This window comes from Pseudomonas sp. LBUM1666 (assembly GCF_059695775.1).
Genome location: NZ_CP166789.1, coordinates 4,869,713 through 4,882,548, shown reverse-complemented (window position 1 = coordinate 4,882,548; position 12,836 = coordinate 4,869,713). Strand labels below are relative to the sequence as shown.

Below are 12,836 nucleotides of genomic sequence, written 5' to 3'. Positions count from 1 at the left end.
ACAGACAGCTCTGGCGGGCCTGACTAGATTGCAGGTTCCGGGCTCGGATGCGCTGGTAGTGAAGCCCCAATAACAATAAAAGAGACGGACCCATGCAGAACTCGACCCAAGCGGCGAATGCCTGGCGCATTCTGTTCCTGCTGTTCCTGGCCAACCTGTTCAACTTCTTCGACCGCACCATTCCGGCCATCATCATCGAACCGATCCGCATGGAATGGCACCTCAGCGACTTTCAGCTGGGGATCATCGGTACCGCATTCACCCTCGTTTATGCCATTGCCGGCCTGCCTCTGGGACGGATGGCCGACACCGGTTCACGCAGTAAATTGATGGGCTGGGGCCTGGCGGCGTGGAGCGGCCTGACAGCGGTCAACGGACTGGTGGGGAGTTTCTGGGCTTTCCTGATCGTGCGCATGGGCATCGGCATCGGTGAAGCCAGTTACGCACCGGCCGCCAACTCGCTGATCGGCGACCTGTTCCCGGCCCACCGCCGGGCGCGAGCGATGGGTATTTTCATGCTGGGGCTGCCGTTGGGGCTGCTGCTGGCGTTCTTCACCATCGGTGCCATGGTCAAGGCCTTCGACAGCTGGCGCGCGCCGTTCTTCATCGCAGCAGTGCCGGGACTGATCCTGGCGGTCTTCATGTTCTACATCAAAGAACCGAAACGCGGTGCCGCGGAGAGTGTGCAAGTCTCGCAGGAGCGCGTAGACCGGCCAATCCGTCGGGTACTGGCGGTGCCGACTTTCCTGTGGCTGGTGATGGCAGGGCTGTGTTTCAACTTTGCCACGTATGCCTGCAACTCGTTTCTGGTGCCGATGCTGCAGCGGTATTTCCTGATGCCGCTACAGGAAGCGGCGGTGGCGACCGGGGTGATCGTCGGCGTGACCGGGTTGTTCGGCCTGACACTGGGCGGTTGGGTCGCGGACAAGATTCACCAGCGGGTGGCCAATGGGCGACTGCTGTTTGCCGCGTTCAGCTTGATCATCTCGACGGTGTGCACGGCTTGGGCGCTGCATGCCGGGCGGATCGAGATTGGGGTATTTGTGGCTGTGTTCAGTGTGGGCTGGTTGTTTGCCTACAACTTCTACACCTGCGTTTACACCGCCATTCAGGACGTAGTCGAGCCGCGCTTGCGGGCTACGGCCATGGCGCTGTTCTTTGCCGGGTTGTATTTGCTGGGTGGTGGTTTGGGGCCGGTGGTAGTGGGCGCATTGTCCGACCACTTTGCACATACGGCGATGCTCTCGGCCGGTGCTGGCCAGATGACCGAAGCGTTCAAGGCTGTCGGCTTGCATGACGCGATGTATTTGATCCCGGTGGCGCTGTTTTTCACCATGGTGTTTTTGTTTTTGGCTTCGCGGTGTTTTGTGCGCGATGCCAAGCGGATGAAAGAAGGGTTGGTGGCGGTGGTTGAACCTGGGGTTTCTGTGGCGACTGCTTAACCGCCATCGCGAGCAGGCTCGCTCCCACAGGGGTATGCATTCCAAATGTGGGAGCGAGCCTGCTCGCGATGGGGCCATCAGCAGCACAGCAACAATCAGCCAGACAAAAAAAAGGCCCGCATCGCTGCGGGCCTTCTTTATTTAGCAAGGTGGAGCAGGGGGACTTAACCCGCCACCAACACCCGAATCGCTTCCAGTCGCAGCGCAGCCTTGTCGAGCATGGCCAGGCCCTGTTCGCGTTGCTTGCGCAGTGCCACCAGTTCGCTGTCGCGCACGGTCGGGTTGACCGCTTGCAACGCGGTCAGGCGCGCCAGTTCTTCGTCGGTGTCGGCGGCCAGACGACGCTGCGCCTCAGCCACGCGCTCGGCGTGACGCGGGAAGATCTTCTCTTCACCGGCGTTGATCCGTGGCGTCAGCTGATCGCGCTGGGCCTGGATGAACTTGTTGGCGCTGGCACGCGGCACGCTTTCCAGCTGATCGTTAAGGGTTTCGAACGACACGCGGGCCGACAGGTCGTTGCCATTGGCATCGAGCAGGCAGCGCAGGGCGGCCGGTGGCAAGTAACGGCCCAGTTGCAGCGAGCGCGGGGCAACCACTTCGCTGACGTAGAGCAGTTCCAGCAACACGGTGCCAGGTTTCAGCGCCTTGTTCTTGATCAGCGCCACGGCGGTGTTGCCCATGGAGCCGGACAAGACCAGGTCCATGCCGCCCTGAACCATCGGGTGTTCCCAGGTAATGAACTGCATGTCTTCGCGAGACAGCGCCTGGGTGCGGTCGTAAGTGATGGTCACGCCTTCGTCGTCGCCCAGCGGGAAGCTGGCGTCGAGCATTTTTTCGCTCGGCTTTAGGATCAGCGCGTTTTCCGAATGGTCTTCGCTGTCGATGCCGAAGGCGTCGAACAGGGTTTCCATGTAGATCGGCAGCGCGAACTGGTCGTCTTGCTCAAGGATGTCCTCGACCAGCGCATCACCTTCGCCAGCGCCGCCGGAGTTGAGCTCCAGCAAGCGGTCGCGGCCGGTGTGCAGCTCGGCTTCCAGACGTTCACGCTCGGCGCGGGCTTCGTCGATCAGCGCTTGCCACTCGCCGTCGTCGGCATTTTCCAGCAGCGGCAGCAGGCGCGGGCCGAACTGATGCTGCAGGGCGTTGCCGGTCGGGCAGGTGTTGAGGAACGCGTTCAGCGCTTCGTGGTACCACTGGAACAGGCGCTCTTGCGGGCTGGTTTCCAGGTACGGCACATGCAGTTCGATGATGTGCTTCTGGCCGATCCGGTCCAGACGACCGATACGCTGCTCCAGCAGGTCCGGGTGCGAGGGCAGATCGAACAGCACCAAGTGGTGCGAGAACTGGAAGTTACGACCTTCACTGCCGATTTCCGAGCAAATCAACACTTGCGCGCCAAATTCTTCGTCGGCGAAGTAGGCAGCGGCGCGGTCACGCTCGAGGATGTTCATGCCTTCGTGGAAAACCGTTGCCGGGATGCCGGAACGAACGCGCAGAGCGTCTTCCAGGTCCATGGCGGTTTCAGCGTGGGCGCAGATCACCAGCACTTTGGTGCGCTTGAGCATCTTCAACTGATCGATCAGCCACTCGACGCGCGGGTCGAATTTCCACCAACGTTCTTCTTCGTTGGCGTCCGGCTGGGCCTGGAAACTGACTTCCGGGTATAGCTCGGCGTGATCGCCCAGCGGCAGTTCGAGGTATTCGTCCGGGCACGGCAGCGGGTACGGGTGCAGCTTGCGCTCCGGGAAACCCTGCACGGCCGCGCGGGTGTTGCGAAACAGCACGCGGCCGGTGCCGTGGCGGTCCAGCAGTTCGCGGACCAGACGGGCGCTGGCTTCGATGTCGCCATCGTTGACTGCGGTCAGCAGGGCTTCGCCTTCGTTGCCGAGGAAACCGTGAATGGTCTTGTGCGCTTCAGGCGACAGACGCCCCTTGTCCAGCAGCTCCTGGACGGCTTCGGCCACCGGGCGATAGTTTTCGCTCTCGGCCCGGAAGGCGTGCAGGTCATGGAAACGGTTTGGATCGAGCAGGCGCAGACGCGCAAAGTGGCTGTCCTGGCCCAGTTGTTCCGGGGTCGCGGTCAGCAGCAGCACGCCGGGAATGACTTCGGCCAGTTGCTCGACCAGCGAATATTCAGGGCTGGCCTTGTCTTCGTGCCACACCAGGTGGTGCGCTTCGTCGACGACCATCAGGTCCCAACCGGCGGCGAACAGTGCGTCCTGGGCCTTCTCGTCTTCCACCAGCCACTCGAGTGCAACCAGCGCGAGCTGGGTGTCTTCGAACGGGTTGGCGGCATCGCTTTCGATGAAGCGTTCTTCGTCGAACAGCGCAACTTGCAGGTTGAAGCGGCGGCGCATCTCCACCAGCCACTGGTGCTGCAGGTTCTCCGGAACCAGGATCAGCACGCGGTTGGCGCGGCCCGAGAGCAGTTGGCGATGGATCACCAGACCGGCTTCGATGGTTTTGCCCAGGCCCACTTCGTCTGCCAGCAAAACCCGCGGCGCAATGCGGTCGGCGACTTCACGGGCGATGTGCAGCTGGTGCGCGATCGGTTGCGCACGCACGCCACCGAGGCCCCAAAGCGCGGACTGCAACTGGCGGCTGGTGTGTTCCAGGGTGTTGTATCGCAGGGAGAACCAGGCCAGCGGGTCGATCTGCCCGGCGAACAAACGATCGCTGGCCAGACGGAACTGAATGAAGTTCGACAGTTGGGTTTCCGGCAGGGTAACCACTTCGTTATGCCCGTTGAGGCCGTGGTAAACCAGCAAGCCGTCGACGTCGTCGACTTCTTGTACGGTCAGTTTCCAGCCTTCGAAGTGAGTGATCGAGTCACCCGGCGAAAACCGCACGCGGGTGAGGGGCGCATTCCGTAGCGCGTACTGGCGAGTCTCGCCAGTGGCCGGGTAGAGCACGGTCAACAAGCGGCCGTCCTGTGCCAGAACGGTGCCTAAACCCAGCTCGGCTTCGCTGTCACTGATCCAGCGTTGCCCCGGTTGATACTGCTGCGCCATGCTGCCTGACTCCCACCTTGAAAAAGCGGGCTATCTTAACGGAATGAGGGCTTCAGGGCCAAAGGACTCTCATAAAAACTCACAGTCTTACGTTAGTCCAACGATGCAGCGCTTGTGGGTTGGGGCACCTATTCGTGCCAAACGGGTCACAGTTTGCGACCGATGGCTCAAGTCGCCATCCCCGCAGCCGACAGCCTGCTGACAGGAGACTAATAATTATGCTGCCACCGATGCTCCCCTTGAGTGCCGTGCCAATCACCTCACAGCAGGATCCGATTCGTCAGCGGCCGGATATTCCGCCCGTGGTGCCGGTGCAGGAAAGCTCCAACGAAAGCACCATCGACCTGCAACAGCGCGATCCGGAAGAGGCGGCGTTTCAGCTGCGCGAGGAACAGCGCCGCAAGCAGGAACAGCAAAGGCGCCGCCGCGAAGCCGATGAAGATCCTGAAGAGCACCTGGCGATTCCCGGTGACGAGCTCAATGCTGACAATACCGTGCCAGTGGCGCCATTGATGGAAGATCAGCCACGGCAGGGTTTGTGGGTCGATATCCAGATTTGAGGTTGCGGCTGGTCAGCGCTGGCGCCAGACCGCATTATTGCGATAAACCTGCCGAACGATGTACTGAGCACCATGAGCCAAGACGACAAGCTGATCGACCTCAACGCCGAACGCGCCAAGCGGGTTCATGACCTTAATGAAAAGCGCCTGAACGAAGTGCGTCAGGCGTTCGAGCACGCCATGCCGTTGGGTAAAGCGAAGAAAAAGCCGAAGAACAAACCGAAAAAGCGTTGAAACACCCTGCATCGGTTGATGCAGGTCAGTTATTTCCCCTCCTTTACGCCCAGTCTCGGGCGACATTGATCCCGGTCAATTTCTTCTCCTGCCTGATTGGTTAACTTAGCCCCATCGCAACAAGGCAAGTGCAGGAGGCCAGTCATGTTTTTCGACAACGTGGTGATCGCCGGAGTGCTGACAGTCGGCCTCATGGTTCTGTTTTTTGCAGGGTTTGGATTTTTTATCTGGAAGGATTCGCATAAGCGTAAACCGTAGTTCTTTCTGGATGTAATGAGCACGCAAGGCATTTTGGGCAACTTCGGTTGCCCTTTTTTTTTGGTGCACCAGGCATGGCGCGTTGCGCGCAAGCGCAACCAGTTTGGCTGTGGTGGCCACGCTGGTGACTTGGAGGTGAAAGACCTCTACACACCCGGCAAGGGGAAGTGTTAGCCAGAGGCAAGGGTGTCGCGGGTGACTGCGAATCCGAAGGAAGCCCGAGGCAAAATGCTGGCCTGACGAACAGGAAGCGGATTAGGCGGCGTAGCGGGGTGAGGTAGCCAAAATTGCCACAGCCCAGTACTTGCACGGAACGCTATGACGTAGATCCGACAGGCATAAGCAGGAAGGTCGCGCGAATTACCCTGGGAGATCTGCCCGTTTGCCAGTGTCCTACCGAGTGAACGTGCAGAAGTCAGCCGAAGCCGTAGTAAGTGGCGGTTAACCGCGTCACCAAGGGCCGAACAGGTTGTGCCGCCGGTAGGCGTCAGAGTCTCGTTGAATACCGAAATGCAGAAACTTTTCCCAGAGAAGACTGTTACTCCGAGTCTCGGACAGAATCCGAGGATGACGGCTGACAGCGCAAAGGTATTGGCGGCGTCTGGGGCGTGGACGAAAGCGGAGCCGGACACGCTGATGGAGCGGGTGCTTGCACCGGCCAACCTCAAGCGTGCGTATCAACGCGTAGTCAGCAACAAGGGCGCACCGGGTGCCGATGGCATGACAGTCGACCAATTGGCGGATTACGTGAAACAGTATTGGCCTATCCTCAAGGCTCGGTTGCTGGCCGGTGAGTATCACCCGCAAGGTGTACGCGCCGTCGAAATCCAAAAACCCAAAGGCGGAACCCGTCAGTTGGGTATCCCCAATGTGATGGATCGCCTGATCCAGCAAGCTCTGTTGCAACAGCTCACGCCGATCTTCGACCCTCTGTTCTCGGACTACAGCTATGGCTTTCGTCCAAGCAGAAGCGCTCACCAAGCCATCGAAACCGCCCGTGCCCATGTGGCTGCGGGTCACCGCTGGTGCGTGGAACTCGACCTGGAGAAGTTCTTTGATCGGGTCAACCACGATGTATTGATGGCCTGTGTAGAGCGTCAAATCGAAGACAAGCGTGTGCTGAGGCTAATCCGCCGTTACCTCGAAGCCGGTGTGATGTCGGGCGGGATCGTCAGCCAACGGCAAGAGGGCACGCCGCAAGGCGGCCCGCTCTCGCCGCTGCTGTCGAACATCCTGCTCAACGAATTCGACCGCGAACTGGAACGGCGGGGCCATCGTTTCGTGCGCTATGCCGACGATGCCAACATTTATGTACGTAGTCGTCGTGCCGGCGAGCGAGTGATAGCCGGTGTCGAGCGCTTCCTGAGTCTGCGGCTGAAACTGACGCTGAATCGGGAAAAGAGTCGGGTAGCAGGATCTTGGGTGTGTGATTACTTGGGGTATGGGATGAGCTGGCATCAACAGCCAAGGCTTAGAGTGGCAACGATAAGCCTGGGTCGCTTGCGCGACCGACTCACAGGCTTGTTGCGCGGAGCGCGGGGCCACAAGATGGCGAATGTCATCGAGCGGATAAACCCCGTGCTGCGCGGTTGGGCGGGCTACTTCAAGTTAACTCAAGGCAAGCGAGCGCTGGAGAAGCTTGATGGCTGGGTACGTCACAAACTTCGCTGCATTGTATGGCGTCAATGGAAGCGACCCTCGACGAGGGCTCGCAACTTGATACGTCTGGGAATCGGCGAAGGGCGCGCCTGCGCATCAGCCTCTAATGGCCGAGGCCCATGGTGGAACTCGGGAGCACCACACATGAATCAGGCGCTACCGAAGAAGCTGTGGGATCGACTGGGTCTGGTCTCGATACTGGATACGATAAACCGGCTTAACCGCACAGCCTGAACCGCCGTATACGGAACCGTACGTACGGTGGTGTGAGAGGACGGCGGATGTAAATCCGCCTCCTACTCGATCCTGCAGTTTGCGGGCGCTGGCTTGCTTGTGCCTGATCGTTCCGGCAGCAATAAAAAAGGCGCGAACCTCACGGAACGCGCCTTTTTTAGCTGCGGTATATCAGCTGCCCAGTGCCTTCGACGCCAGCCAGAACAGGCCGGCCGACAGAGCCACTGTGGCTGGCAGGGTCAGGACCCAGGCCAGCAGGATGGTTCTGACGGTGCCGCCTTGCAGGCCGCTTTTGTTGGCGACCATGGTGCCGGCCACACCCGAGGACAGGACGTGGGTGGTGGACACCGGCAGGCTGAAGATGTTGGCCATGCCGATCAGGCTTGCGGTAGTGATCTGAGCCGACATGCCTTGGGAGTAAGTCATGCCCTGCTTGCCGATCTTCTCGCCGATGGTCAGTACCACGCGTTTCCAGCCGACCATGGTACCCAGGCCGAGGGCCAGGGCGACCGCCAGGATCACCCAGAACGGGGCGTATTCGGTGGTGGTGGTCAAGTCTTTGCGCAGCTTGTCCAGATCAGCCTTTTCACGGGGCGCGAGGCCTGGCAGCTTGCCGACTTTCTTCGCCGTGTCGTCCAGGCAGAGCAGGTAGCGACGCACTTCGATGCGGCTTTCCGACGGCAGCGAGTGGTAGTCGGCTACACCTTTAAGGGTGCCGAGCAGGGCGGTGATGGTCGGTTCAGTTTGTTGCGGGTTGCAACGGAATTTCTCCGGCAGATCACCTTCCACGCTTTTGCCCAGGGCCAGGTATTCACCCAGCGTATCGGCATTGCGCTTGTAGAACTGGCTCAGGTGCAGGGTCGCGTCGCGAGTCCGTTCGATCTGGTAAGTCGTGCTGCCCAGGTCGAGAACGAACTGCGCCGGTACGATACCGATCAGCACCAGCATGATCAGGCCGATACCTTTCTGGCCATCGTTGGAGCCGTGCACGAAGCTCACCGCCATAGCCGAAATGACCAGCACCAGGCGGTTCCAGAACGGCGGGTGTTTCTTGTCGTCGATCTTGCGGCGTTGTTCCGGCGTCTTGTGCATCTTCGACAGTGGACGCCACCATTTAAGACCGATCAGTATCAGAGCGGCGACCAGGAAGCCCGCCATCGGCGAGAACACCAGGGAGGCACCGATATCGATCGCTTTCTGCCAGTTCACACCATCGGCCAACGGAATATCGTTGATCAACGCGTTGGCCAGACCAACACCGAGGATCGAACCGATCAGTGTGTGGGAGCTGGAAGCCGGGATGCCGAAGTACCAAGTGCCCAGGTTCCAGGTAATGGCGGCGGCGAGCAGCGAGAACACCATGGCCAGCCCGTGACCGGTGTTCACATTGATCAGCAGCTCTACCGGCAGCAGGTGGACGATGGCATACGCCACGCCGACACCGCCCAGCAGCACGCCGAGAAAGTTGAACACACCGGAAAAGAACACCGCCAGATGGGGCGGCATGGCTTTGGTGTAGATAACAGTGGCCACCGCGTTAGCGGTGTCATGAAAGCCGTTGATGAACTCGAAGGCGAGGACAAAGGCCAGGGCGAGCAAGAGGCTCACAAGCACCCAAGCATCTAGTCCGCTGAATAAATCGATCATGAAGGTTTTCTGACCCGGTCGTAAGGGGGCGCGATTATGCCAGAAAAGACTGCTAATCGATGCACTAGGTGCTCATCGGTAACATTCTTCAACGAATTAATTTGTGGCAGCAGCCCAAGCCCCAGGTTTTTACTGGGTTTTGCAAGTCATTGAATTTCTTTGAAAAGGCCGCAGCCACAAGGCGTCCTCTCGTAGGAGCAAGAGGTTTTAACGCTTGTGTGAAATATCTGAAAAGAGGGCCAGACATGCGCCATTTGCCTCATCCGGTGGGTGAGGTGGCCGCTGCCCGCTCGTAGCGGGCGCGAAAGGCATCATCGATACATCCCGTTTTTAACGGGTGCAGACACAGACCCTTGAAAGGATTCAGGCCGAGGGCTTAGGGCTCTTCGGCTTTGAGTTCCTTTTCCATTTTCTGCAATTCTTGAGTGAAAGCCTGATCCTGAACGGTGGCGCGTTTACGCCAGGGTTTGCGTTCCGGTTCGGGCTGAGCGGCGTAGGTGGTGACTTCCCCGCCGTAAACTTCCTTGTAACGTTGTTCCTGGCGCTCAAGTTCCGCGCGCAGTTCGTCTTTCGTCACAGTGCTACCTGATTGAGTTGAGATAAATTCTGGTGAAACGCGCTGCATCAAATGTATTTGACCACGCTCGCCGAATGGACAAGGCCCGCAAAGGCATCATTTTTTACGGCATTGCGATCAATTACTTCCATGTTGCAGGCGGCCACGACACCAGAGATAAACAGCTGACGTAGCATCAGTGTCCTGTTTCAGCGAACGCCTTGGCTAAGCATATGAAATAGTGTCAGGCGCTTGCTGCGGGTAACGGCGATGGAACATCGCGCTACCGGGTGGCGGAATCGGCAATTAAAAACCGGACACCACTGAATTGCATTATAGCGGTCGATTCGAAGAACACTATCGCCAAAGAGTTAAAAGTGGGTCTTGATGTGTGATTGTTTTGTTACTCGCAACTTTATACGGCTAACTAGGTCGTTCGGCGGCACGACTTTACAGTGATGTCTTTCTGACGCCATTAAGTCGAACAAGTTAGGACAATTACATCGGTCCTTCTAATCTGCGACAGAGTCAGTGTAAAAACAGGTGCAAGCCCGTTCAATAATCGGCCGGTCCGATTGCGATTATCGCTCGATGGTTCGATAATCGAACAGTCTTGGCTGCCCGGGGTTGTGTGAGGGACCGGCTGACGCTTGTAATAGCCGCTGAACCGTGTGGGAAAAGGACCTTATATGAACGATCAAATGCGCAATTCCTTCGCTTCAGTGGCGCCGCCGATCGTTGCCTCGCCCGCCAAGCGGATCCAGGCACTTACCGGCGACCCGGATTTCATGACATCCCTGGCCCGTGGCCTGGCTGTGGTGCAAGCGTTCCAGGAGCGCAAACGTCACCTCACCATCGCTCAGATCAGTCACCGCACGGAAATTCCCCGCGCCGCCGTGCGACGTTGCCTGCACACGCTGATCAAACTCGGCTACGCCACCACCGACGGCCGCACGTATTCGCTGCTGCCTAAAGTGCTGACGCTTGGCCATGCCTATGTGTCCTCGACGCCGCTGGCGGTTTCCGCCCAGCCGTACCTGGACCGCATGAGTGAGCAACTTCATGAGGCCTGCAACATGGCCACTCTGGAAGGCGATGACATCTTGTACATCGCTCGTTCGGCCACCACCCAGCGACTGATTTCCGTCGATCTGTCGGTGGGTGGACGTCTGCCCGCCTATTGCACTTCGATGGGTCGGATTCTTCTCGCGGCGCTGGACGATACGTCACTGCGCGAGTACCTCGACCATGCAGAGCTGCAAGCCAAGACCAGCCGAACCTTGCACACCCCCGAAGCGTTGCTCGAATGCCTGCAAGAGGTGCGGCAGCAAGGCTGGTGCATCGTCGATCAGGAACTGGAGCAGGGTCTGCGCTCGATTGCCGTTCCGGTGTACGACGCTTCCGGCCAAGTGGTCGCGGCGCTAAATGTCAGTACCCACGCCGGCCGAGTCAGCCGCAACGAGCTGGAACAACGTTTCCTGCCCGGCCTTCTGAGCGCGAGTCGCGACCTCAGCGCGCAACTCTTTGCGTAAGCCTTTCGCCTAAGCTGTTCGATAAACGCACAGAGTCGCGTTTATCGAATTGACGCTCTTTCCCCAAGATCACTAATGTCGCGGCAGCGCCAGCTTTGACTGGCTCCTGTCCGACTGCGTTCTTGCGTGGAATAAAAATAATGAACCAGCCCCAGTCTGCTGTAGGAAACTGCCTCGACGTGCAGTCCTTCATCAATGCTCAACCCATTTCGCGCTACCAATGGCGAGTGGTGATCCTGTGTTTCTTGATTGTTTTCCTCGATGGCCTCGACACGGCGGCCATGGGTTTCATCGCGCCCGCCCTGTCACAGGATTGGGGCATCGACCGCGCCAGTCTCGGCCCGGTGATGAGCGCGGCGTTGATCGGTATGGTCTTTGGCGCACTGGGTTCTGGCCCATTGGCTGACCGCTTCGGGCGAAAAATCGTACTGGTGGGCGCGGTGCTGTTGTTCGGCGCGTTCAGCCTGGCTTCGGCTTACAGCACCAACGTCGATCAGCTGCTGGTACTGCGTTTCCTCACCGGCCTGGGCCTTGGCGCCGGCATGCCGAACGCCACGACGCTGCTGTCCGAATACACCCCGGAGCGCAAGAAATCCCTGCTGGTGACCAGCATGTTCTGCGGCTTCAACCTCGGCATGGCGGGCGGCGGTTTCATTTCCGCCAAACTGATTCCGGCCTTTGGTTGGCACAGCCTGCTGCTGATCGGCGGGATTTTGCCGCTGATCCTCGCCGTCGTATTGCTGTTCTGGCTGCCGGAATCGGCGCGCTACCTCGTCGTTCGCAATCGCGGCACTGACAAAGTGCGCAAGACCCTGGCGCCCATCGATCCAACCGTCGTCGCCCAGGCTTCCAGCTTCAGCGTGCCGGAACAGAAAACCGTGAAGGCCCGCAACGTGTTCGCGGTGATCTTCTCCGGCACCTACAGCACCGGCACCTTGTTGCTGTGGCTGACCTACTTCATGGGGCTGGTGATCGTTTATCTGCTGACCAGTTGGCTGCCGACGCTGATGCGTGACAGTGGCGCGAGCATGGAGCAGGCGGCATTCATCGGCGCGTTGTTCCAGTTTGGCGGGGTATTGAGCGCGGTGGACGTGGGCTGGGCGATGGACCGGTTCAATCCGCACAAGGTTATCGGCATTTTCTATCTATTCGCCGGGGTATTTGCCTACGCGGTAGGGCAGAGCCTGGGCAACATCACGCTATTGGCGACGTTGGTGCTCGTGGCCGGGATGTGCGTCAACGGCGCGCAATCGGCGATGCCTTCATTGGCGGCGCGGTTTTATCCGACGCAGGGGCGGGCGACCGGGGTGTCGTGGATGCTCGGGATTGGCCGCTTTGGCGCGATTCTCGGCGCATGGATGGGCGCAACGCTGCTGGGGCTGGGTTGGAACTTCGAGCAGGTACTGACAGCGCTGGTGATTCCAGCGGCATTGGCGACCACGGCAGTGGTGATCAAGGGCATGGTTAGTCATGCGGATGCGACCTGACAGCAGTTTCCGGAATCGTTGTTGAATTGGCGGGCCTCTTCGCGAGCAGGCTCGCTCCCACAGTTGATCGCGTTCTCCTGTGGGAGCGAGCCTGCTCGCGAAGCTTTTTGGGATAGGTAGCCAGACAACAATCTGTTCGATAAACGAACACTCAGTCGATTATCGGATTGTTTGGCGTTTTTCAGGGGCTTACTCTTCAGTCATTCCGGCGCTGCG

The 12,836-nt window shown here is 59.2% G+C and carries 11 protein-coding genes; 7 read left to right on the top strand and 4 right to left on the bottom strand.

From position 1 onward, the window contains the following. Positions 1–92: 92 nt before the first annotated feature. Positions 93–1,442 (top strand): spinster family MFS transporter, encoded by a 1,350-nt coding sequence (locus tag ACA056_RS22390; protein ID WP_497267854.1) that lies wholly within the window; start codon positions 93–95, stop codon positions 1,440–1,442. 164 nt (positions 1,443–1,606) lie between these two features. Here the strand turns inward: ACA056_RS22390 and rapA are convergent, their stop codons facing one another. Continuing rightward, entirely contained in the window at positions 1,607–4,453 is a 2,847-nt protein-coding gene (rapA, locus tag ACA056_RS22385; protein ID WP_497267852.1) for an RNA polymerase-associated protein RapA, read from the bottom strand. Positions 4,454–4,671: 218 nt separating this feature from the next. Here rapA and ACA056_RS22380 point away from each other — a divergent pair, with 218 nt between their 5' ends. The 4 genes from ACA056_RS22380 to ltrA all read left to right on the top strand — a co-directional run bounded on the left by ACA056_RS22380 (position 4,672) and on the right by ltrA (position 7,398). Then, complete coding sequence (locus tag ACA056_RS22380; protein ID WP_095128015.1) at positions 4,672–5,013, top strand: aspartate-semialdehyde dehydrogenase; 342 nt, start codon at positions 4,672–4,674, stop codon at positions 5,011–5,013. Between the two features lie 72 nt (positions 5,014–5,085). Then, on the top strand, positions 5,086–5,247 hold the full coding sequence (locus tag ACA056_RS22375) for a hypothetical protein (protein ID WP_095128014.1): 162 nt from the start codon (positions 5,086–5,088) through the stop codon (positions 5,245–5,247). Positions 5,248–5,391: 144 nt separating this feature from the next. Continuing rightward, entirely contained in the window at positions 5,392–5,505 is a 114-nt protein-coding gene (ccoM, locus tag ACA056_RS22370) for a cytochrome c oxidase subunit CcoM (protein WP_010462558.1), read from the top strand. Between the two features lie 471 nt (positions 5,506–5,976). Beyond that, the gene (gene ltrA / locus ACA056_RS22365) at positions 5,977–7,398 is read left to right on the top strand and encodes a group II intron reverse transcriptase/maturase (RefSeq protein ID WP_497267849.1); all 1,422 of its coding nucleotides are present in this window, start codon (positions 5,977–5,979) and stop codon (positions 7,396–7,398) included. Positions 7,399–7,569: 171 nt separating this feature from the next. Here the strand turns inward: ltrA and ACA056_RS22360 are convergent, their stop codons facing one another. From ACA056_RS22360 to ACA056_RS22350, 3 genes are all read right to left on the bottom strand, one after another. Further along, a complete protein-coding gene (locus ACA056_RS22360; protein ID WP_154978998.1) occupies positions 7,570–9,045 on the bottom strand; it encodes an inorganic phosphate transporter in 1,476 nt (491 codons plus the stop codon). A gap of 376 nt (positions 9,046–9,421) precedes the next feature. After that, the gene (locus tag ACA056_RS22355) at positions 9,422–9,622 is read right to left on the bottom strand and encodes a hypothetical protein (protein ID WP_007935837.1); all 201 of its coding nucleotides are present in this window, start codon (positions 9,620–9,622) and stop codon (positions 9,422–9,424) included. 47 nt (positions 9,623–9,669) lie between these two features. After that, the gene (locus tag ACA056_RS22350) at positions 9,670–9,798 is read right to left on the bottom strand and encodes a hypothetical protein (RefSeq protein ID WP_256580458.1); all 129 of its coding nucleotides are present in this window, start codon (positions 9,796–9,798) and stop codon (positions 9,670–9,672) included. A gap of 492 nt (positions 9,799–10,290) precedes the next feature. On the opposite strand from ACA056_RS22350, the gene pcaR reads away from it, so the two are divergent. Then, on the top strand, positions 10,291–11,133 hold the full coding sequence (pcaR, locus tag ACA056_RS22345) for a pca regulon transcriptional regulator PcaR (RefSeq protein WP_008147316.1): 843 nt from the start codon (positions 10,291–10,293) through the stop codon (positions 11,131–11,133). A gap of 140 nt (positions 11,134–11,273) precedes the next feature. Continuing rightward, positions 11,274–12,620 carry a 4-hydroxybenzoate transporter PcaK gene (pcaK, locus tag ACA056_RS22340; RefSeq protein WP_497267846.1) on the top strand — a complete coding sequence of 449 codons (1,347 nt, stop codon included), beginning with the start codon at positions 11,274–11,276 and terminating at the stop codon, positions 12,618–12,620. Positions 12,621–12,836 lie beyond the last annotated feature (216 nt).

What these genes read in the sequence shown, in the direction of transcription:
- ACA056_RS22390 (WP_497267854.1), top strand. Translation starts at nt 93, where the DNA reads ATGCAGAACTCGACCCAAGCGGCGAATGCCTGGCGCATTCTGTTCCTG.
- rapA (WP_497267852.1), bottom strand. Translation starts at nt 4,453, where the DNA reads ATGGCGCAGCAGTATCAACCGGGGCAACGCTGGATCAGTGACAGCGAA.
- ACA056_RS22380 (WP_095128015.1), top strand. Translation starts at nt 4,672, where the DNA reads ATGCTGCCACCGATGCTCCCCTTGAGTGCCGTGCCAATCACCTCACAG.
- ACA056_RS22375 (WP_095128014.1), top strand. Translation starts at nt 5,086, where the DNA reads ATGAGCCAAGACGACAAGCTGATCGACCTCAACGCCGAACGCGCCAAG.
- ccoM (WP_010462558.1), top strand. Translation starts at nt 5,392, where the DNA reads ATGTTTTTCGACAACGTGGTGATCGCCGGAGTGCTGACAGTCGGCCTC.
- ACA056_RS22360 (WP_154978998.1), bottom strand. Translation starts at nt 9,045, where the DNA reads ATGATCGATTTATTCAGCGGACTAGATGCTTGGGTGCTTGTGAGCCTC.
- ACA056_RS22350 (WP_256580458.1), bottom strand. Translation starts at nt 9,798, where the DNA reads ATGCTACGTCAGCTGTTTATCTCTGGTGTCGTGGCCGCCTGCAACATG.
- pcaR (WP_008147316.1), top strand. Translation starts at nt 10,291, where the DNA reads ATGAACGATCAAATGCGCAATTCCTTCGCTTCAGTGGCGCCGCCGATC.
- pcaK (WP_497267846.1), top strand. Translation starts at nt 11,274, where the DNA reads ATGAACCAGCCCCAGTCTGCTGTAGGAAACTGCCTCGACGTGCAGTCC.